Origin of the sequence: Paracoccus zeaxanthinifaciens ATCC 21588, from assembly GCF_000420145.1 — a bacterium.
GTDB lineage: Bacteria > Pseudomonadota > Alphaproteobacteria > Rhodobacterales > Rhodobacteraceae > Paracoccus > Paracoccus zeaxanthinifaciens.
The window spans coordinates 277,638-297,132 of sequence record NZ_ATUJ01000001.1 but is presented as its reverse complement, the minus strand read 5'-3'; the positions used below and the strand labels follow the sequence as shown (position 1 = coordinate 297,132).

The following is a 19,495-nucleotide window of genomic DNA, read 5'->3' as shown; positions in this document are numbered from 1 at the left end:
TTGCGGCTATGGCGGCTATGGTCACCATCGGGTGGCCTTATGCGGTTAATGCGCAATCTTCCGAAAGCGGCGCGAATTCCAGCTCGTCCAGCTCGACCGATGTCGAGAGCGCGGCATCCGCCAATGCGTCGGGCGGCAATTCGAATGCGCAGATATATCTGGATCAGCGCGGTCCGTCGTCGCTGAGCACGCAGCACAGTTACAGCGGCAAATACACGGTCAGATCCGCGCCATCGGTCCAGCCGCCCTCGATGGGGTCGGGACATCCGTGCGCCTTGGGGGGAAGCATAGGCATATCGCTGATCGGCGGCGGCGCGGCGGCAGGTCTGAACCGGGTCGATGACGCGTGCCTTCTGGCACAGATGGGTCAGGGACAAGCCGCGCTGATCATGATCGCGCGGCGCGACGAAGAGGCCTGCAAGGCCCTGCGCCAGGTCGGAACGATCCCGGCGACCAGCCAATGTTCCCGCTCGGAGCGCGTGCGGCGGACCAATTCGTTGGCGGCAGCCAGCCGGGCGGCGCCGACGCCCGCGCCTGCCGCAGCACAGACCGTGTCCATCGCGCGTTACGTCAGCTGCTCGCGGCGCGCGGACGATCGCATCGTCGCACGCAAGCGTTCGGGGGCGCCATTCAGCGACGAGCAGGTCGCCGCATTCTGCAGAACGCAGCTGGCACGCTGACGGGGAAATTGCTGCCATGACAACGGGAGGGGACATTGCCCCCTCCTCGTCTTCGTGTTCACTCGGCCGCTTCGCGCTTGGGCAGCACCCAGTCGGGGCGGGGGAAGTGGCAGGTATAGCCGTTCGGGAACCGCTCCAGGTAATCCTGGTGCTCGGGCTCTGCCTCCCAGAAATCGCCCACCGGCTCCACCTCGGTCACGACCTTGCCCGGCCAGAGGCCCGACGCCTCGACATCCGCGATCGTGTCCAGCGCCACCAGCCGCTGTTCCTCGGTGACGTAATAGATCGCCGAGCGGTAGCTCATCCCGATATCGTTGCCCTGCCGGTTCGGCGTGGTCGGATCGTGGATCTGGAAGAAGAACTCGAGCAGGTGGCGATAGGTGGTCATGTCGGGATCGAAGACGATCTCGATGGCCTCGGCATGGGTGCCGTGATTGCGATAGGTCGCGTTCGGAACGTCGCCGCCCGAATACCCCACGCGGGTCGACAGCACGCCCGGCAGCTTGCGGATCAGATCCTGCATGCCCCAGAAGCAGCCACCCGCCAGAACCGCGCGCTCAGCCATGGTTCACCTCGCCGACCTGATCCAGGTAATCGCCGTAACCCTCGGCCTCCATCCGGTCCTTGGGCACGAACCGCAACGATGCCGAATTGATGCAGTAGCGCAGGCCGCCCGCCTCGCGCGGGCCGTCGGGAAAGACGTGGCCCAGGTGGCTGTCGCCATGCTTCGAACGGACCTCGACCCTGACCATCCCGTGCGAGGCGTCGTGATGCTCGGTCACGTTCTGCTCGATCGGCCTGGTGAAGGCGGGCCAGCCGCAGCCGGAGTTGTACTTCGCCCCCGACGCGAACAGCGGTTCGCCCGACACGATGTCGACATAGATGCCGGGTTCGAAATGGTGGTCGTATTCGCCGGTGAAGGCACGCTCGGTGCCGTTCTCCTGCGTGACGCGATACTGCTCGGGCGTCAGCCTGTCGATCGCGTCCTGCGATTTCTCGTATGCCAATTGATCCTCCGGGAAATGGGGTGGCTTCCGTGGCCACATATGGGCATTGCCACCCCGCTTCGCAAAGGTTCAGGCCATGATGTCGCGGCGCGCCGTGTCGTATTCTTGGGCCAGCCGGTCGACCAGCGAGGCCACGGGACCGACCGACTTGACCGCGCCGATGCCCTGGCCCGCGCCCCAGATCTGGCTCCAGGCCTTGGGCTTGGACGATCCGCCGCCGAAGTTCATGGCGCTCACATCGGCCGATGCCAGATTGTCCGGGTCCAGCCCCGCGTTCCGGATCGACGGCGCAAGATAGTTCCCCGACACCCCGGTGAAGAGCGAACTGGTCACGATGTCCATCGCGCCCGAATCGACGATCATCTGCTTGTACTCGGCCTGGGCGTTCGCCTCGTCCGTGGCGATGAACGGGCTGCCGATATAGGCAAGATCCGCCCCCATCGCCCGCGCCGCCAGCACCGCGCCACCCGTCGCGATGGACCCCGACAGCAGCAGCGGCCCGTCGAACCATTCGCGGATCTCCTGGATCAGGGCGAAGGGCGATTGCGGACCCGCATGGCCGCCCGCACCGGCCGCCACCGCGATCAGGCCGTCCGCGCCCTTCTCGATCGCCTTCTTGGCGAAGACGTTGTTGATCACGTCGTGCAGCGCGATGCCGCCGCAATCATGGGCGGCCTCGTTCACCTCGGGGCGCGCGCCAAGCGAGGTGATCCAGATCGGCACCTTGTGGCGGTTGCAGATCTCGAGATCGCGTTCCAGCCGCGCATTGCTGCGATGGACGATCTGGTTCACCGCGAAGGGTGCCGCGGGGCTGTCGGGATTGGCCTGGTTGTGGCGGTCCAGTTCCTCGGTGATGCGGGTCAGCCACGCGTCCAGCAGCGGCGGCTCTCCGTCCTTCTCGCGCGCGTTCAGCGCCGGAAAGCTTCCGACGATGCCGGCCTTGCACTGCGCGATGACCAGTTCGGGCCCCGACACGATGAACATGGGCGAGGCGACGACGGGGATGCGCAGGTTGCGCAGGATCTGTGGCAGCATCAATTCCTCCCTAATGTGGGCGAACGATGCCAAGGGTTTACGCGGGCGGCAACCCTGACGCGGCGACATGAGAAAGGCCCCGGCGATCTGCCGGGGCCTTTTTCGTTCGTCGATCTCGGCTCAGTGGATGGGGGCGTCGGGGCGGGGGCCTTCGCCGACCGCGCCAAGGCGCGGTCCCGACCGGCCGACGCGGTCCCCCACCAGCAACCCCTCGGGGCCGGCCGTCACGTGCAGGGTCTGCCCGTCCAGAACCTCGCCCGACAGCAGCAGCTCGGCCAGCGGGTCCTGCAGCGCGCGCTGGATCACGCGTTTCAGCGGGCGCGCGCCGAAGACCGGGTCGTATCCCTGATCGGCCAGCCACTTGCGGGCGTCGTCGTCCAGTTCCAGCGCGATCTTGCGTCCCGCCAGCCGCGCGCCAAGACGCGCCAGCTGGATGGTGACGATCCCGTCCATGTTGTCCCGCGTCAGGCGGCGGAAGATGATCAGCTCGTCCAGGCGGTTCAGGAACTCGGGGCGGAAATGCGCGCGCACGGCCTCCATGACCTGCTGGCGGGCATCGGTCGCATCCGCATCCTCGGGCAGGGTGGACAGCGCCTGCGACCCCAGGTTCGAGGTCAGGATGATCAGCGTCTGCTTGAAATCCACCGTCCGGCCCTGGCCGTCGGTCAGCTGCCCGTCGTCCAGCACCTGCAGCAGCACGTTGAAGACGTCGGGATGCGCCTTCTCGACCTCGTCGAACAGGATCACCTGGTAGGGACGCCGACGCACGGCCTCGGTCAGGACGCCGCCCTCGTCGTAACCCACATAGCCCGGAGGTGCGCCGATCAGGCGGGCGACCGAGTGCTTCTCCATGAACTCGGACATGTCGATGCGGACCATCGCGCTGTCATCGTCGAACATGTATTCGGCCAGCGCCTTGGTCAGCTCGGTCTTGCCGACGCCGGTCGGCCCCAGGAACAGGAACGACCCGAGCGGGCGGTTCTCGTCGTTCAGGCCGGCGCGGGCGCGGCGCACGGCATTGCTGACGGCGGTGACGGCCTCGGACTGGCCGATCACGCGGCGGCCGATCTCTTCCTCCATGCGCAGCAGCTTGTCGCGTTCGCCCTCCAGCATCTTGGCGGTGGGGATGCCGGTCCAGCGTTCGACGACCTCGGCGATCTGCTCGGGGCGGACGGCCTCCTCGACCATCGGGCCTTCGGCGTCGTCGGCCTCGGCCAGCTGCTTTTCCAGGCCCGGAATGATGCCATAGGACAGCTCTCCGGCGCGGGCCAGATTGCCCTCGCGCTTGGCCTGGTCCAGCTCGGCCCGCGCGCGGTCCAGCTGTTCCTGCAGGTTGCGCGAACCCTCCATCTTGTCGCGTTCGGCCTGCCAGCGGGCGGTCATCTCGGCGCTGCGGTCCTGCAGGTTCGACAGGTCCTTCTCCAGCCGCTCCAGCCGATCGCGGCTGGCGGCGTCGTCCTCTTTCTTGAGGGCCTCGGCCTCGATCTGCATCTGCAGGATCTGACGGTCCAGCGCGTCCAGTTCCTCGGGCTTGCTGTCGACCTCCATCCGCAGGCGGGACGCGGCCTCGTCGACAAGGTCGATGGCCTTGTCGGGCAGGAAGCGGTCGGTGATGTAGCGGTTCGACAGCTGGGCTGCCGCCACCAGCGCGGCGTCGCTGATGCGCACGCCGTGGTGAAGTTCGTACTTCTCCTTGATGCCGCGCAGGATGCTGATGGTGTCGTCCACGGTCGGTTCCTCGACCATCACCGGCTGGAAGCGGCGGGCAAGGGCCGCGTCCTTCTCGATATACTTGCGGTATTCGTCCAGCGTGGTGGCACCGACGCAATGCAGCTCGCCGCGCGCAAGGGCGGGCTTGATCAGGTTCGCGGCATCCATCGCGCCATCGGTCTTGCCCGCGCCGACAAGGGTGTGCAGCTCGTCGATGAACAGCACGATCTCGCCCGCGGCGGTCTCGATCTCCTTGAGGATCGCCTTAAGGCGCTCCTCGAAGTCGCCGCGATATTTCGCGCCGGCGATCAGCGCGCCCATGTCCAGCGCCATCAGCCGCTTGTCGCGCAGGGATTCGGGGACATCGCCGTCCACGATGCGCAGGGCCAGCCCCTCGGCGATGGCGGTCTTGCCGACGCCGGGCTCGCCGATCAGCACGGGGTTGTTCTTGGTGCGGCGCGACAGGACCTGCATGGCGCGGCGGATCTCCTCGTCGCGGCCGATGATCGGGTCGATCTTGCCGTCGCGGGCGGCGGCGGTCAGGTCGCGGGCGTATTTCTCCAGCGCCTCGTAGCTGTCCTCGGCCGATGCCGTATCGGCGGTGCGGCCCTTGCGGATGTCGGAAATCGCGGCGTTGAGCGCTTGCGCGTTCACCTGGCCCGCCGACAGGGCGTCGCGGGCATTGGTGTTGACCATGGCCAGCGCCATCAGCAGCCGTTCGACCGGCACGAAGCTGTCGCCCGCCTTCTTGGCGACCTGCTCGGCCTCGTCCAGGACGCGCACCAGGCTGGGATCGACATAGACCTGCCCCCCGCCGCCCGTCACGCGGGTCAGCTTGGCCACGGCCTGGTCGACCGCGTTGCGCACCGCGCCCGCATCCCCGCCCGCGCGGGTGATCAGGTTCGCGGCCAGCCCCTGGTCGTCATCCATCAGCGCCTTCAGCAGATGCTCGGGCACGACGCGCTGCTGGTTCTCGCGGATCGCGATGGTCTGGGCGGCCTGGATGAAGCCGCGCGACCGCTCCGTGAACTTCTCCATGTTCATCGGTACTTCTCCTTGTGCAAAGCCCCCGGTTTGCGGGCGCCCTGTTGCGGCACGCCCCCGGTCCGGGTCATGGAAAAGAGATAGAGAGCCGCCCGAAGCTTTCAAGCTGCGGGTTATCGTGACATAACGCGCCGATTTCATGCGCAGGGGATGTTTCGGGATGGATGACAGGCTGATCGTGGCGATGGACGTGCCGAATGCGGTCGCGGGGCTGGATCTGGCGGGCAAGCTGGGCGATGCGGTGGGCTTCTACAAGATCGGCCTGGGGATGCTGACCGGCGGCGGGCTGGCACTTGCGAACGAGCTGAAGCAGGAGCATGGCAAGCGCATCTTCCTGGACATGAAGCTGTTCGACATCGGCGCCACGGTCGAGGCCGCAGTCCGCGGGCTGGCGCAGTTCGACCTGGATTTCCTGACCGTGCACGGCGATCCGCATGTGGTCCGCGCCGCCAAGGAGGGCGCCGCCGGGACCGGGCTCAAGATCCTGGGCGTGACCATCCTGACCTCGCTGGACCGTGCGGATCTGGATGCGGGGATGATCCAGCCGGGCGATCTGCACCAGATCACCGTCGAACGTGCCGCCCGCGCCTTCGAGGCCGGTGCCGATGGCATCATCTGTTCCCCGCGCGAGGCCGCCGACATCCGCGCCCTGCCGAATTCGCGCCTGATCGTGACGCCGGGCGTGCGCCCGACGGGCAGCGCGCTTGGCGATCAGAAGCGGGTCGAGACGCCCACCAGCGCAATTGCCGCCGGGGCCGATCACATCGTCGTCGGGCGTCCGGTCTGGAAGGCCGCCGATCCGCGCGCCGCGGCCGAGGCGATCCTGTCCGAGCTGCGCGTGCATTGACGCGAATCGCCCCTGCGGCCACCATTCCCCGCAAAGGCGGGGGCTGTCATGTCGCAGGGTGCATCCGAAAAGGCCCATAACGAACTGGTTCTGTCCTTCCTGTCCGTCAGGCGGGCGATCGGGGCACTGGGCTTCTTCCTGCCCGTGATCCTGCTTCTGTCGGCGCCCTTCATGCAGGGCGGGCTGCGGACCAGCATCTCGTCCTACTATTACAGCTCGATGCGCGAGGTCTTCGTGGGCACGCTGTTCGCGCAGGCCGTGTTCCTGTGGTCCTACGAGGGGTTCCGTCCGCGCGCAGGCGACCTGATCACCGACCGTCGCATGGCGCGACTGGCGGCGGTATCGGCGGCCGTCGTCGCGCTGGCCCCCACCTATGGGCCAATGGTCGACTGCACCGCGCTGCAATGCCTGCTGGGGCCGGGCAGGGCGGCCATGCTGCATTTCGCGGCGGCGGCGCTGTTTTTCGGCGCGCTTGCCGTCTTCTGCCTGGTGCTGTTCGTGAAGGGCGACGAGGACAGCCCCGAGAAGCGGGCCTCGAACCGGATCTATCGCATCTGCGGCTGGACGATCATCGGCTGCATCGCCGTGATCGGCGTGATGGCCGCGACCGGGCTGGACGACGCGCTGGCCATCCTGCGCCCCGTCTTCTGGCTGGAAAGCGTCGCCTGCTTCGCCTTCGCGACCAGCTGGGCGGTCAAGGGCGACAGCCTGCGCCCGCTGGTGCGCAACATGGCGCGGGGGGCAGAACGGCCCTGATCCAGTCGCGGAAATGCGGGATCGACAGCGGATGGGCCAGGTAATCCGCCACCGGCATCATCGCCCATGCCTGACCCTCATTGCCCAACCGCAGGGAGGCGATCTCGGATGCGGTGATCTGGCCCGTGAACAGCCACGAGATCATGCCCGGGCGCGACTGCGACGGGAAGGCATGGCCGGTCAGGCGATCCAGGGACAGCGACAGGCCGACTTCCTCGGACAGTTCGCGCAGGGCGCAGTGCAGGGGCGATTCGCCCCCCTCGCGTCCGCCGCCGGGCAGATCCCAGTGACCGGGAAAGGGCAGGCCGAGAAAATCGTCGCGCAGCAGCGTCAGCATCGACGATTCGCGGCGCAGCAGCAGCTTGGCGCCGTTGAAGGCGTCACTCTGCGGCGATCTGGCCATTGCCGCGATCCGCGCCCAGTGCCGAAAGCCGCGCGACCACACGCTCCATCCGCTTGGCGAAGCCGTCGAAATCGGCGCGCGGCGTGATCGTCGCCTCGTCCATATAGAGCGAGCGGTCGATCTCCAGCTGGACGACGTGGATGTTCTGGGCGGGCCGCCCATAGGCGCTGCAGATATAGGCCCCCGAGAAGGGCGAGTTGCGGCGGATGCGCCAGCCCTCGTCCTCGATCGCCTCGCAGACGGCCTCGGAAATGCGGGCCGCGGCGGAGAGGCCGTGGCGGTTGCCAAGCACCATGTCGGGGCGCGGCCCCTGCAGATGCGACAGCGCATCATGGGGCATCGAATGCATGTCGATCAGGATCGCCTGCCCGAATCGGGCGCGGGCCTCGCGGATCAGCGCGTCCAGCTGCTGGTGATAGGGACGCCAGCAGGCCTCGATCCGGCGCTCGGCCTCGGCGCGTTCCATCTGGCGGCGGTGGATGGCCCGCCCCTGCGAGACGACGCGGGGAATCACCCCCAGCCCCGCCATCGTGCGCTGGTTCAGCGGATGGCGCGGAACGCCGCGCACCAGCAGGGGGTCGATCTCGTCGGCGGCGCGGTTCAGATCGACGATGCTGCGCGGGATGGGCGATGACAGCGCGACGGCCCCGTAATGGGGCGCGGCCTCGATGAATCGGTCCACGAAGGCATCCTCGGACGAGCGCAATTCGTCGATCGACAGATTCGTGTCGGCCAGGAACCATTCGGGATATTCGCAGCCCGAATGCGGCGAGGCGAAGATGACCCCGCTGGACCAGGCCGCGGGACGCACGAGTCGGAAGGGTTGTTCGATCAGTGACACGTGGATTTCCCGTGCAGAAACGACATTCGCATATAAACCTGAAAAAACTGCTGCTGATAGGTCTTGAATCCCCCGAAGCGCCCTTATATAGGATCGCGAACCAAGACGAAGCGGAGACGCGAAGTCGAGGAACGGGCGGTTAGCTCAGCGGTAGAGCACTACGTTGACATCGTAGTGGCCACTGGTTCGATCCCAGTACCGCCCACCATATTTTTCGCCGCCCCCGGCCGCAAGTCGGGGGCATTTGTTTTCCAAGCGGCTGCGACGCGCCGCGATGATGGAGAAGACCTATGAAGGTTCGCAACTCGCTCCGCTCGCTCAAGAGCCGGCATCGCGATTGTCAGATCGTGCGCCGCAAGGGCCGTATCTACGTGATCAACAAGACCAACCGCCGCTTCAAGGCCCGCCAGGGCTGATCGACGGAAGGCTTGCGCCGGAACATCCCGGCAAGTCACGGAAAACGCGAATGAACCCGCCCTTCGAGGCGGGTTTTTTCATGCCTGCGCGCGGGCATTAACGAATTGGCAAGATTTCCGTTCTGCGCTGCGCGATCGCAGGCTATCCTTGCGGGACCGGCAGGGTGCCGGGCTTGCGGGATCGTATCATGTTCATCATCGGCGGCGTCATCAGCATTCTCGTGGCCGGCATGATGGTCGACGTGACCAGTCTGGCCACCCGGTCCGAGGTGGATGACGACGATCTGCCCCCGGATCCCCCCGAATCGGATGATGCGCTGCCGCCGATCATGCCCGATTCGCCCGAGCCGGATCCCGAACCCGACACCTCCTCCGAACCCGAGGAAGATGACGCCCTGACCGGCGACCTTGCGATTCGCGGTGGTGCGGGCGACGACGAGCTGGGCGGCGGCGACGGTGCCGACCTGATTGAGGCCGGTGCGGGCGACGACTGGGTGCAGGGCGACCTGCCCTATGGTCCGGGCAGCGGCGACACGATCCATGGCGGCGCGGGCAATGATTCGCTGGCGGGGCAGGGGGGCGACGACCTGGTCTTCGGGGACGAGGGGGACGACACCATCCTTGGCGGAGAAGGGAACGATTCGCTGTTCGGCGGCACGGGCAACGACTGGCTGTCTGGGAATGACGGCGACGATCTGCTGGTCTCGGGCGGGGGGGCTGACGATCTGGACGGCGGCGCGGGCGACGACATCCTGATCGGGGACGACGATCCCGACACCGTCTGGATGAACGGGGGCGAGGGCGACGACACGCTGATGCCCGGCGCGGGCGATTTCGCGTCCGGCAATGCGGGGGCCGACCTGTTCGAACTGCGCGGCCTGCATCAGGATGTTCCGATCATCGCGGATTTCAACGCGGCCGAGGACGAGATCCTGCTGCATGTCCCCCAGGACATGATCGAGGGTGCGCGCCTGTCGATTCGCGAGGACGAGGACGGCACCACCGTCATCGAGGTGAACGACCAGGCCGTGGGGCGCCTGCTGCAGCGTGGCGGGCTGGAACTGTCGCATATCCGCATGATCGCGGGCGGCTGATCCCCGAAAGGGGTTTCCAAACGGCCGCATTTCGTCTAGTTGCGCGCATCCGCTCGGGTCACGGCCCGGCGGGCGATTCATGGGCCCGTGCTGGACGACATCCCGGCCTGCGCCGTCACCCTAATCCGAAAGGAGATCCCGATGTCGATCACCGCAGAAGAAAAAGCCCGCGTCATCAAGGAATTCGGCAAGACCGAAGGCGACACCGGCAGCGCAGAAGTCCAGATCGCGATCCTGACCTCGCGCATCGTCACGCTGACCGAGCACTTCAAGACGCACAAGAAGGACAACCACAGCCGTCGTGGCCTGCTGAAGCTCGTCGCTCAGCGCCGCAAGCTGCTGGACTACCTGAAGGGCAAGGAAGAAGCTCGCTACAACGTGATCATCGCCAAGCTGGGCCTGCGTCGCTAAGACGACGGCCTGCCTTTCGATGGCAAAAGGCGCCCGTGACCGGCCGGTCACGGGCGTTTTCTCGTGCCTTGCCGCGTCTTTTCAAATCGCCGCTTTTCCTGTATGGCCGCGAAATCTGAGACGTGAGGCCCGGCCCCGGGGCGCATGCGATAAGGATCGGGGCGGCGGCAATGGGGCCGCCATATGACACGGGATCACCGGAGGGCCGGTCGGTCCCAAGAGGAAACCAGATGTTTGATGTCGTGACGAAATCGATCCAGTGGGGCCAGGAAACGCTCACGCTGGAAACGGGCAAGGTTGCCCGTCAGGCCGACGGCAGCGTCATCGCCACCCTCGGCGAGACCAGCGTGATGGCCAACGTGACCTTCGCGAAGGAACCGAAGCCCGGGCAGGACTTCTTCCCGCTGACGGTCCACTACCAGGAAAAATACTATGCCGCGGGCAAGGTGCCCGGCGGCTTCTTCAAGCGTGAGGCTCGTCCGTCCGAAAAAGAGACGCTGACCGCCCGCCTGATCGACCGACCCATCCGTCCGCTGTTCGCCCCCGGCTTCAAGCACGAAGTCCTGGTGATGTGCACCGTGCTGAGCCACGACCTGGTCAACGATCCCGACATCGTTGCCATGATCGCCGCCTCGGCCGCGCTGACCATCTCGGGCGTGCCCTTCATGGGCCCGATCGGCGCCGCGCGCGTCGGCTTCTCGGATGGCGAATACGTGCTGAACCCCGAAGTCTCGGACATGGATCAGCTGCGCAACAACCCCGAACAGCGTCTGGACCTGGTCGTCGCCGGCACCAAGGACGCCGTGATGATGGTCGAATCGGAAGCCTACGAGCTGACCGAGGAAGAGATGCTGGGCGCGGTCAAGTTCGGCCATGACGCCATGCAGCCGGTCCTGGACCTGATCATCGACCTGGCCGAGGCTGCCGCCAAGGAGCCGTTCGACTTCCAGTCGCCGGATTACAGCGCGCTCTATGCCCGCGTGAAATCCCTGGGCGAGGCCGAGATGCGCGCCGCCTACGCGATCCGCGACAAGTCGGACCGCCAGGACGCCATCGCCGCCGCCAAGGCGAAGGTCAAGGAACAGCTGACCGAGGAAGAGCTGGCCGATGCCAACCTGGGTTCGGCGCTGAAGAAGCTGGAATCGGGCATCCTGCGCGGTGACATCATCGACGGCGGCGCCCGCATCGACGGTCGCGACACCAAGACCGTCCGCAGCATCGAAAGCCAGGTCGGCGTCCTGCCGCGCACCCACGGTTCGTCGCTGTTCACCCGCGGCGAGACCCAGGCGCTGGTCGTGACCACGCTCGGCACCGGCGATGACGAACAGATCATCGACGCGCTGCACGGCAACTTCCGCTCGAACTTCCTGCTGCACTACAACTTCCCGCCCTATTCGGTCGGCGAGGTTGGCCGCGTCGGTTCGCCCGGTCGCCGCGAGATCGGCCACGGCAAGCTGGCATGGCGCGCGCTTCAGGCCGTGCTGCCCGCAGGCACCGATTTCCCCTACACCATCCGCGTCGTCTCCGAGATCACCGAATCGAACGGTTCGTCCTCGATGGCTTCGGTCTGCGGCGGTTCGCTGTCGATGATGGATGCGGGCGTGCCGCTGAAGGCGCCGGTCGCGGGCGTCGCGATGGGCCTGATCCTGGAAGATGACGGCCGCTTCGCCGTCCTGACCGACATCCTGGGCGACGAGGATCACCTCGGCGACATGGACTTCAAGGTCGCAGGCACCGAAGCGGGCATCACCAGCCTGCAGATGGACATCAAGGTCCAGGGCATCACGCCCGCGATCATGGAACAGGCGCTGGCACAGGCCAAGGACGGCCGGATGCACATCCTGTCCGAGATGTCGAAGGCCATCAGCGAGGCCGGCAGCTTCTCGGCCCATGCCCCGCGCATCGAGACGATGCAGATCCCGACCGACAAGATCCGCGAAGTGATCGGTTCGGGCGGCAAGGTCATCCGCGAGATCGTCGAGGTCTCGGGCGCCAAGGTCGACATCAACGACGACGGCACGATCAAGATCGCGTCCTCGAACGGCGATGCGATCCAGAAGGCCTATGACATGATCTACTCGATCGTGGCCGAACCCGAAGAGGGCAAGGTCTACACGGGCAAGGTCGTGAAGCTGGTCGATTTCGGCGCCTTCGTGAACTTCTTCGGCAAGCGCGACGGCCTGGTGCACGTGTCCCAGATCGCCAACAAGCGCCTGGGCCACCCGTCCGAGCTGCTGAAGGAAGGCCAGGAAGTGAAGGTCAAGCTGCTGGGCTTCGACGATCGCGGCAAGGTCCGCCTGGGCATGAAGATGGTCGACCAGGAAACCGGCGAGGAAATCGTCGAGAACGCCACCGAGGCCAACGTCTGATCTTTGATTGACAAACGATGAGAGGGGCACCGTCAGGTGCCCCTTTTGATATGAGGAGATCATTGTGTCCCGAGCAGCCTTTTATCTGATTGTCGATGGGCGCTATCTTCCGATTGCTCTTGGTTTGGCCTCAAGGTTGGTAAACCTGTGGAAGATCGACGTTCATGTTTTTCTGGAGGACAGGGCTGTCACGGACCCTCCTGCTAGGGTCGGATCGCGGATATTCCTGCATCTTAACGTGCTGGATGGGCTGCGTCCGCCGGATCTGCCCGAAACGCCCAACTGGCCGGCCATCGTCTATGATCGTGTCTTTGCGCCACGCTTTTTGGAAGACTACGATCGGCTGATTTATCTGGATGCCGATATCTACCCGTTGCGTGTTGATCCGTCGCTTCTGACGGTCGCTCTGCCCTCGGGGCTTGGCGCGGTTCAGGATACGGCTTCAATCGGGTTTTCACCGCACGTGACCAAGCTGGACCGCCCTGCTTGGTGCGCGTCAATTGGTCTGCAGAGCGAGCGGTATTTCAACTCGGGCGTGCTTGTGATTGATCGCGAGACTTGGAACCGCATCGATTTTTCAACAGAGTTAACGCGATACATGGCGCGACATGCAGATGCCGTCAGGATGCCGGATCAGGATTTCCTGAACTATCTGTTCCAAGGTCGCTGGACCGAGTTCAGTCCGGCGGTGAATTTTCAGAAGGCGATCTTCAACTATGGATATGAAAGGACCTTCCCTCCAGTATTCCTGCATTTTTCCAGCTTTCAGAAGCCATGGTTGAAGCCTGATGCATTGGAGAGTCCGCATGGGCAGTTCTTCCCGCTGTTCCAGCAGATGATTCGCGAGGCGGGCCATGATCCCGCTTTGGTTCAGTCGGGGCGCCGTGAATCGGTCATGCGCCGCCTGCGAAAGACATCAAGGGCATGGTTGTCTCAACGCGGGTTTTCGACCCGGAAGGAGGCCCGCCAGCGCAGGGAATGGCAAGAACGCGCCCGGCATCTATCGACGGGCTTCCAAGCGGATCTGAGATCCGGCAGATATGTCGATACGACTGTGCAGGATATCGACCCGATTAACCCTGCACTCAGCTTTGACGGCCAGTATCTTCGGCGTCCGCTGGTGATCACCTTGGAAGAAAGTGTGTGATGGAACCCCTTCTGATCCTGACGATGAAATGGGGCACGCTCTATGGTGCCGAGGACGTGAACCGGCTGGCGCGCCAGGTGCGGCGGCATCTGTCGCGGCCGCATCGCTTCATCTGCTTCACCGACGATGCGGGCGGGCTGGATGCCGGGATCGAGGCGATGGATCTGCCCGAACTGGGCCTGCCCGAGGGGCATGGCGACACGCGCTGGCGCAAGCTGGCCGTCTTCCGCCCCGACCTGGCGGGGCTGTCGGGCACGGCGCTGTTCCTGGATATCGACCTTGTGGTCGTGGACGACCTGGACCCGTTCTTCGACCTGCCCGGCGATTTCCGCATCATCCGCGACGACGACCTGTTCCGCCCCAAGCCCCTGCGCCGCCTGAACCCCGCGCGCGACCGCTTCCTGCACAGCGTCGGCAATTCCAGCGTGTTCCGGTTCCGCATCGGGGAACATGCCTACATCCTGGATGCCTATCTGGCCGATCCGGCCGCCGCGACCCGGGATTACGAGATCAGCCAGCAGTTCCAGTCCGCCCAGCTGGCCGCGCATGGCGATCTGCATTACTGGCCGAAGGGCTGGTGCGTCAGCTTCAAGAACGACTGCGTGGCGCCGTCGCTGCAAAGCTATCTCCGCGATCCCGCACTGCCCGAGGGTGCGCGGATCGTCCTTTTTGCCGGAGCGCCAAAGATGGAGGACGTCTTTGCCGGGCGCGGGCACAAGTGGTACCGCCGGATCGGCCGGATCGACTGGTTGCGCGACGCCTGGCAGGCGAAATGATCTCGGCCGCGTTCCGCCGCCTGAAGCATCGCCGCCGCACCGCGCGCGCACTGGCCGAGCTGTCGCGCCCCGCGCCGCAGCCGCGCGCGCACGGGCTGCCCGCACCGCTGGTCGTGTCGCTGACCAGCTATTGCGCGCGCTTCGCGACCCTGAAGCCGACGCTGCAATCCATCCTGCGCCAGGACGTGCGCCCCGACGCCGTCGTCCTGTGGCTGGCCGAGGACGACCTGCCCAAACTGCCCGACGACATTCCCGCGCTGCCGGGATTGCAGGTCCGTGCCTGTCCCGACCTGCGATCCTACAAGAAGATCGTGCCCAGCCTGCACCACTATCCCGACGCCTATATCGTGACGGCGGATGACGACGTCTTCTATCCGCAGAGCTGGCTGGCAGGGCTGGTCGATGCCGCGCGCGGCGGTGCGCGGGTGGCCTGCAACCGGGCGCACCGGATCGCGATGGCCGGGCCGGAAACGCCCGCGCCCTATGATCGCTGGTCGCATAACATCGACGCCCCCGAAACCGGGCCGCAGGTCTTCCTGACCGGCGTGTCGGGCGTCATCTATGCCCCCGGCGCGCTGCATCCCGACGCGCTGCGGGCCGATCTGTTCACCGATCTCGCACCCAGTTCCGACGACGTGTGGCTGTACTGGATGCACCGCATGAACGGGGTCGAGGCGCGCAAGATCGGCGGACGGCAGCGCATCCTGGAATGGGAAGGCAGCCAGGACAGCTGCCTGCGACAGGCCAACACGCAGTCTGGATCGGGTAACGACCGCGCGATCGCGGCGATGATCGCCCGCTATGGCTGGCCCGGCGGCGTCGAAGACTGACCCGCGCCCTTGCGGCTTGCGGGACGCGGTGTCAGGCTGCGCCCCGAAAGCCAAAGGAGGGCAAGATGTCCGATCTGCTGGACAAGCGTCAGTTCTATATCGACGGTGCGTGGGCCGATCCCGCCGCCGCCCGCGATCTCGAGGTGATCGACCCCTCGACCGAAGAGGCCGTGGCTGTGATATCCCTTGGGGATCAGGCCGATACCGACCGCGCGGTCGCGGCGGCCAAGCGCGCCTTCCCGGAATGGTCCGCGACCCCGCCCGCCAAGCGGCTGGCCGTGGTCGAGAAGGTGCTGAAGGTCTACGAATCCCGGATCGAGGACATGGCCCGCGCGATCAGCCTGGAAATGGGCGCGCCGCAGGACATGTCGCTGAATTCGCAGGCGGCGGCGGGCACGTCGCATATCCAGAACTTCATCGACGCCTTCCGCGAGTTCGAGTTCGTGCGCCCGCTCGGGCCGCATGCGCCCAACTCGGTCACCACGTGGGAGCCGGTCGGCGTCGTGGGGCTGATCACGCCCTGGAACTGGCCGATGAACCAGGTCACGCTGAAGGTGATCCCGGCGATCCTGGCGGGCAATACCTGCGTGCTGAAACCCTCCGAGATCGCGCCGCTGTCCTCGCATCTGTTCGCCGAGATCATGGACGAGGCGGGCGTGCCCGCGGGCGTGTTCAACCTGGTCAATGGCGACGGCATGGGCGTGGGCAGCCAGCTGTCCACCCATCCCGATGTCGAGATGATCAGCTTTACCGGGTCGACCCGTGCGGGCATCGCCATCACCAAGGCGGCGGCCGACAGCCTGAAGAAGGTCGTGCTGGAACTGGGCGGCAAGGGCGCGAACATCGTCTTCGCCGATGCCGATGCGAAGGCCGTCGCGCGCGGGGCCGCGCATTGCTTCAACAATACCGGCCAGTCCTGCAACGCGCCGACCCGGATGCTGGTCGAACGCTCGGTCTATGACGCGGCGGTCGAGACCGCGGCCCGCGTCGCGACCGAGACCGCCGTCGCCACCGCCCACCAGCCCGGTCGCCATATCGGCCCCGTGGTCAGCAAGGCGCAGTGGGACAAGATCCAGGACCTGATCCAGCAGGGCATCGACGAGGGCGCGCGCCTGGTCGCGGGCGGCACCGGCCTGCCCGAAGGCGTCAACCGCGGGTATTTCGTGCGTCCCACGGTCTTTGCCGACGTGTCGAACGACATGACGATCGCCCAGCAGGAGATCTTCGGCCCGGTCCTGTCGATCATTCCCTTCGACACCGAGGAAGAGGCCGTCCGCATCGCGAACGACACGCCCTATGGCCTGACCAACTATGTCCAGTCGCAGGACGGCGCGCGGCGCAACCGCGTGGCACGCCAGCTGCGCTCGGGCATGGTCGAGATGAACGGCGAATCCCGCGGTGCCGGTTCGGCCTTCGGCGGCGTCAAGATGTCGGGCCGCGCCCGCGAAGGCGGGGTCATGGGCCTGGAAGAGTTCATGGACAGCAAGGCCGTCAGCGCCTGGGACAACGACGCCTGATCGGCGTCAGTCCAGTTCCGCAAGAAAGATGTAGCCCGCGCCATAGATCGTCTTGATCAGGCGCGGGTTCTTCGGATCCTCGCCCAGCTTGGTGCGCAGCCGAGAGATCCGCACGTCCATCGCCCGGTCGAAGCTGTCGCCCGCCGCACCCCCAAGCGTCTCCAGCATCTGCGCCCGCGTGATCAGGCGGCGGGGGTTGTCGGTGAACAGCCGCAGCACCTCGGCCTCGGCATGGCTGAGGGGGGTCTCGACGCCGTCCGGCGACATCAGCACGTAGCGGTCGAAATCGGCGGTCCAGCCCGCGAAGCGCAGGGTCTGCGCGCGGGCGGTCGCGTCACGGGCGGGGCGGCGCAGGCGGGCACGGATGCGGGCCACCACCTCGGCGGGTTCGAAGGGCTTGATGATGTAATCGTCCGCGCCCAGTTCCAGCCCCGTGACGCGGTCCTGCACCTGCGCCCGCCCCGAGATGATGATGATCGCCGCCCCGGATTCGCTGGCCAGACGGTGCACCAGCGCCAGCCCGTCGCGATCGGGCAGGCCCAGGTCGATCAGGCAGGCATCGGGGGTGATGCGGCGCAGGGCGGCCTCGAACTCGGTCGCGCGGGAAAAGGACTGCGTGCGGAAGCCCGACTGCTCCAGCGCCTGCGACAGAAGGCGGCGGATCTCGGGTTCGTCGTCCAGGATGGCGATCAGCGGCGTGTCGGTCATGGGGCATCCGGTATGGCGTGAAGAAGGGTCGCGGCCAGCCGCGCGGTGGTGAAGGGCTTGGTCAGGACGGCGCAATCCGCGCCCTCGCGCAGCGGGTGGCCGGGCGGCAGCGATGTCATGGCGACCATCGGGCGCGCGCCCGCAAGGTCCAGCCCCAGCCCGTCGCCCAGTTGGATGTCGGTCAGCACCGCATCGAGGCCCGGCAGGTCGGACAGGGCGCGGGCCTCGGACAGGCTGGCGGCCTCGATCACGGAATGCCCGAGCGAGGTCAGCTGGTCGCGGACCTGTGCGCGGATCTGGTCGTCGTCCTCGACCAGCAGGATCATGCGGGGCGCCACGGGCCGCCAGGGCAGCCGCAGCACGACGCGTGCGCCGCCCGAGGGGTCGTTGCCGATGCGCAGCGTGCCGCCCGACAGCTTGGCCATGTCATAGACCATCGACAGCCCCAGCCCCGACCCCTGGCCCTTCTTGGTGGTGAAGAACGGCTCGGTCGCGCGGGACAGCGCCTCGGGGGCGAAGCCCGTGCCCTGGTCCGCGACCTCGATCGACAGCCAGTCGCCCGTGCGATGCGCGTCCAGCGTGATCCTGCCACCGCCGGGCATCGCGGCATCGGCGTTCAGGATCAGGTTCAGCACCGCGTCCTGCAGCGCGCCCGCGTCCAGCATCTGCTTGCCGGGGGGCAGGTCCAGGATCAGCCGCAGCTCGGCCCCCTCGGACAGGGCGGGGCGGGCCAGCTGCGCCACCTCGGTCAGCAGGGCGGCGGGGTCGGCGGGTTCCTGCACCGGGTCGCGCGGCCCCGAGATGCGCGCCAGCCGGTCCAGCAGCGCCGCCCCGCGGCGGGCGGCGGCCAGCGTGCCCTGCACGTCGTCCTGCGCGTCGGGGGGCAGGTCGCGCGCCGCCAGCCGCCCCTGCAGCCCCAGAATGATCGTCAGCAGGTTCCCGAAATCATGCGCCATGCCCGCCGTCATCTGCGCGGCCAGCGTGCGCTTGCCCGCATGGGCCAGCGCCTCGCGGGCCTGAACCTCGGCCGAGACGTCGGTGGACAGGATATAGACGCCATGCCCGTCATGGTCGGGCGTCAGCGCGATGCGGATGCGCCGCCCCGATCCGGGATGCGTGATCTCGAAGACCTGCGCGTCGCCTTCCAGCGCGCGGGCCATGTAGGGCAGCAGCGTCGCGCAGGTTTCCCGCCCCAGGGCCTGTTCCAGCGTCAGCCCCACGATGTCCTTCGCGGCACCCGGAAAGATCGCGGCCAGCCTGCGGTTCGAGAAGGTATAGCGGAAATTCGCGTCCATATGCGCAATATGGGCGGGGACCATCTGGGTCACCTGCCGGGTGCGGGCCTCGGTGCGGGTCAGGACGCGCTGCGCCTCGGACAGGGCCGCGTTGGTGGCGGCCAGTTCGCGGTTGGCCGCCGCCAGCCGCTCCGCGTTCAGAAGCACCTGGTTGGACAGCGCGTCGGAACGCGCGCGCAGCAGGCGTTCCTGTTCCTTGATATGCGTGATGTCGGTATAGACGGTGACCCAGCCGCCCTGCGACAGGGGCGCCCCCTCGACCGCGATCCAGCGCCCGTCGGCGCGGCGGCGCTCGAAGTAATGCGGCTGGAAGGTGCGGGCCTGCGCCACGCGGAACGCCACGGCATCGTCGGGATCGTCCTGCGGCCCGTATTCGCCGCGCAGCACCAGGAAGCGGATCGTGTCCTCGAAGCTGGCGCCGGGGCGGGTCAGCTTGGGCGGCAGGCCGAACATGCGCTGGTACTGCATGTTGCCCACGCGCAGCCGCAGGTCGTCGTCGAAGATCGACAGCGCCTGTCCGATCATGTTCAGCCCGGATGCGACCAGGTCGCTGTCGATGCTGGCCATCGTCAGCGGGTCGCGCAGGTCCCTTCGCGTCATGTCCGTCCC

At 66.7% G+C, this 19,495-nt stretch carries 19 protein-coding genes and 1 tRNA gene; 12 read left to right on the top strand and 8 right to left on the bottom strand.

Features of this window, described 5'->3' with window-relative positions; all coding sequences use genetic code 11:
- The first annotated feature begins 17 nt into the window (after nt 1–17).
- The gene (locus tag F804_RS0101535) at nt 18–680 is read left to right on the top strand and encodes a hypothetical protein (RefSeq protein ID WP_022705981.1); all 663 of its coding nucleotides are present in this window, start codon (nt 18–20) and stop codon (nt 678–680) included.
- Between the two features lie 58 nt (nt 681–738).
- Here the strand turns inward: F804_RS0101535 and msrA are convergent, their stop codons facing one another.
- The 4 genes from msrA to clpB all read right to left on the bottom strand — a co-directional run bounded on the left by msrA (nt 739) and on the right by clpB (nt 5,476).
- On the bottom strand, nt 739–1,245 hold the full coding sequence (gene msrA / locus F804_RS0101530; RefSeq protein WP_022705980.1) for a peptide-methionine (S)-S-oxide reductase MsrA: 507 nt from the start codon (nt 1,243–1,245) through the stop codon (nt 739–741).
- Complete coding sequence (gene msrB, locus F804_RS0101525; RefSeq protein WP_022705979.1) at nt 1,238–1,687, bottom strand: peptide-methionine (R)-S-oxide reductase MsrB; 450 nt, start codon at nt 1,685–1,687, stop codon at nt 1,238–1,240. The genes msrA and msrB overlap by 8 nt, the downstream gene beginning before the upstream one ends.
- 69 nt (nt 1,688–1,756) lie before the next feature.
- A complete protein-coding gene (locus tag F804_RS0101520; RefSeq protein ID WP_022705978.1) occupies nt 1,757–2,722 on the bottom strand; it encodes an NAD(P)H-dependent flavin oxidoreductase in 966 nt (321 codons plus the stop codon).
- A gap of 120 nt (nt 2,723–2,842) precedes the next feature.
- A complete protein-coding gene (gene clpB / locus F804_RS15285; protein ID WP_022705977.1) occupies nt 2,843–5,476 on the bottom strand; it encodes an ATP-dependent chaperone ClpB in 2,634 nt (877 codons plus the stop codon).
- A 160-nt stretch (nt 5,477–5,636) separates the two neighbouring features.
- Between clpB and pyrF the strand changes: the two genes are divergently transcribed.
- Together pyrF and F804_RS15280 are read left to right on the top strand one after the other, a co-directional pair.
- On the top strand, nt 5,637–6,323 hold the full coding sequence (gene pyrF / locus F804_RS0101510) for an orotidine-5'-phosphate decarboxylase (protein WP_022705976.1): 687 nt from the start codon (nt 5,637–5,639) through the stop codon (nt 6,321–6,323).
- 48 nt (nt 6,324–6,371) lie between these two features.
- The gene (locus F804_RS15280) at nt 6,372–7,079 is read left to right on the top strand and encodes a hypothetical protein (RefSeq protein ID WP_051142256.1); all 708 of its coding nucleotides are present in this window, start codon (nt 6,372–6,374) and stop codon (nt 7,077–7,079) included.
- Here the strand turns inward: F804_RS15280 and F804_RS15275 are convergent.
- Together F804_RS15275 and F804_RS0101495 are read right to left on the bottom strand one after the other, a co-directional pair.
- Nucleotides 7,018–7,482, bottom strand: a complete 465-nt coding sequence (locus F804_RS15275; protein WP_022705975.1) for an NUDIX hydrolase — start codon at nt 7,480–7,482, stop codon at nt 7,018–7,020. The genes F804_RS15280 and F804_RS15275 overlap by 62 nt on opposite strands.
- Nucleotides 7,460–8,323: an N-formylglutamate amidohydrolase gene (locus F804_RS0101495; protein ID WP_084686360.1), complete on the bottom strand. Its 864-nt coding sequence runs from the start codon at nt 8,321–8,323 to the stop codon at nt 7,460–7,462. Before F804_RS0101495 ends, F804_RS15275 begins: the two co-directional genes overlap by 23 nt.
- A gap of 133 nt (nt 8,324–8,456) precedes the next feature.
- Between F804_RS0101495 and F804_RS0101490 the strand changes: the two genes are divergently transcribed.
- The 9 genes from F804_RS0101490 (at nt 8,457) to F804_RS0101450 (ending at nt 16,883) form a co-directional block, all read left to right on the top strand.
- Nucleotides 8,457–8,531: transfer RNA gene (locus F804_RS0101490), tRNA-Val, on the top strand.
- A gap of 82 nt (nt 8,532–8,613) precedes the next feature.
- Nucleotides 8,614–8,739: a type B 50S ribosomal protein L36 gene (ykgO, locus tag F804_RS0101485; protein WP_028725484.1), complete on the top strand. Its 126-nt coding sequence runs from the start codon at nt 8,614–8,616 to the stop codon at nt 8,737–8,739.
- A gap of 188 nt (nt 8,740–8,927) precedes the next feature.
- Entirely contained in the window at nt 8,928–9,833 is a 906-nt protein-coding gene (locus F804_RS0101480) for a calcium-binding protein (RefSeq protein WP_022705973.1), read from the top strand.
- Between the two features lie 141 nt (nt 9,834–9,974).
- Nucleotides 9,975–10,244, top strand: coding sequence for a 30S ribosomal protein S15 (gene rpsO / locus F804_RS0101475; RefSeq protein ID WP_022705972.1), 270 nt, complete (start codon nt 9,975–9,977; stop codon nt 10,242–10,244).
- A 230-nt stretch (nt 10,245–10,474) separates the two neighbouring features.
- A complete protein-coding gene (gene pnp / locus F804_RS0101470; protein ID WP_022705971.1) occupies nt 10,475–12,613 on the top strand; it encodes a polyribonucleotide nucleotidyltransferase in 2,139 nt (712 codons plus the stop codon).
- 64 nt (nt 12,614–12,677) lie between these two features.
- Nucleotides 12,678–13,760, top strand: coding sequence for a glycosyltransferase family 8 protein (locus F804_RS0101465; protein ID WP_022705970.1), 1,083 nt, complete (start codon nt 12,678–12,680; stop codon nt 13,758–13,760).
- Nucleotides 13,760–14,536, top strand: coding sequence for a hypothetical protein (locus tag F804_RS0101460; protein WP_022705969.1), 777 nt, complete (start codon nt 13,760–13,762; stop codon nt 14,534–14,536). The genes F804_RS0101465 and F804_RS0101460 overlap by 1 nt, the downstream gene beginning before the upstream one ends.
- The gene (locus tag F804_RS0101455) at nt 14,533–15,366 is read left to right on the top strand and encodes a hypothetical protein (RefSeq protein ID WP_022705968.1); all 834 of its coding nucleotides are present in this window, start codon (nt 14,533–14,535) and stop codon (nt 15,364–15,366) included. Before F804_RS0101460 ends, F804_RS0101455 begins: the two co-directional genes overlap by 4 nt.
- A gap of 74 nt (nt 15,367–15,440) precedes the next feature.
- Nucleotides 15,441–16,883, top strand: a complete 1,443-nt coding sequence (locus F804_RS0101450; RefSeq protein ID WP_028725480.1) for an aldehyde dehydrogenase family protein — start codon at nt 15,441–15,443, stop codon at nt 16,881–16,883.
- Nucleotides 16,884–16,889: 6 nt separating this feature from the next.
- Here F804_RS0101450 and F804_RS0101445 read toward each other — a convergent pair whose 3' ends face one another.
- Together F804_RS0101445 and F804_RS0101440 are read right to left on the bottom strand one after the other, a co-directional pair.
- Nucleotides 16,890–17,591, bottom strand: a complete 702-nt coding sequence (locus F804_RS0101445) for a response regulator transcription factor (protein WP_022705966.1) — start codon at nt 17,589–17,591, stop codon at nt 16,890–16,892.
- Nucleotides 17,588–19,486 (bottom strand): PAS-domain containing protein, encoded by a 1,899-nt coding sequence (locus tag F804_RS0101440; protein ID WP_022705965.1) that lies wholly within the window; start codon nt 19,484–19,486, stop codon nt 17,588–17,590. The genes F804_RS0101445 and F804_RS0101440 overlap by 4 nt, the downstream gene beginning before the upstream one ends.
- Between the last annotated feature and the right edge of the window lie 9 nt (nt 19,487–19,495).

What these genes read in the sequence shown, in the direction of transcription:
- F804_RS0101535 (WP_022705981.1), top strand. Translation starts at nt 18, where the DNA reads ATGGTCACCATCGGGTGGCCTTATGCGGTTAATGCGCAATCTTCCGAA.
- msrA (WP_022705980.1), bottom strand. Translation starts at nt 1,245, where the DNA reads ATGGCTGAGCGCGCGGTTCTGGCGGGTGGCTGCTTCTGGGGCATGCAG.
- F804_RS0101520 (WP_022705978.1), bottom strand. Translation starts at nt 2,722, where the DNA reads ATGCTGCCACAGATCCTGCGCAACCTGCGCATCCCCGTCGTCGCCTCG.
- clpB (WP_022705977.1), bottom strand. Translation starts at nt 5,476, where the DNA reads ATGAACATGGAGAAGTTCACGGAGCGGTCGCGCGGCTTCATCCAGGCC.
- pyrF (WP_022705976.1), top strand. Translation starts at nt 5,637, where the DNA reads ATGGATGACAGGCTGATCGTGGCGATGGACGTGCCGAATGCGGTCGCG.
- F804_RS15280 (WP_051142256.1), top strand. Translation starts at nt 6,372, where the DNA reads ATGTCGCAGGGTGCATCCGAAAAGGCCCATAACGAACTGGTTCTGTCC.
- F804_RS15275 (WP_022705975.1), bottom strand. Translation starts at nt 7,482, where the DNA reads ATGGCCAGATCGCCGCAGAGTGACGCCTTCAACGGCGCCAAGCTGCTG.
- ykgO (WP_028725484.1), top strand. Translation starts at nt 8,614, where the DNA reads ATGAAGGTTCGCAACTCGCTCCGCTCGCTCAAGAGCCGGCATCGCGAT.
- F804_RS0101480 (WP_022705973.1), top strand. Translation starts at nt 8,928, where the DNA reads ATGTTCATCATCGGCGGCGTCATCAGCATTCTCGTGGCCGGCATGATG.
- rpsO (WP_022705972.1), top strand. Translation starts at nt 9,975, where the DNA reads ATGTCGATCACCGCAGAAGAAAAAGCCCGCGTCATCAAGGAATTCGGC.
- pnp (WP_022705971.1), top strand. Translation starts at nt 10,475, where the DNA reads ATGTTTGATGTCGTGACGAAATCGATCCAGTGGGGCCAGGAAACGCTC.
- F804_RS0101460 (WP_022705969.1), top strand. Translation starts at nt 13,760, where the DNA reads ATGGAACCCCTTCTGATCCTGACGATGAAATGGGGCACGCTCTATGGT.
- F804_RS0101455 (WP_022705968.1), top strand. Translation starts at nt 14,533, where the DNA reads ATGATCTCGGCCGCGTTCCGCCGCCTGAAGCATCGCCGCCGCACCGCG.
- F804_RS0101445 (WP_022705966.1), bottom strand. Translation starts at nt 17,591, where the DNA reads ATGACCGACACGCCGCTGATCGCCATCCTGGACGACGAACCCGAGATC.
- F804_RS0101440 (WP_022705965.1), bottom strand. Translation starts at nt 19,486, where the DNA reads ATGACGCGAAGGGACCTGCGCGACCCGCTGACGATGGCCAGCATCGAC.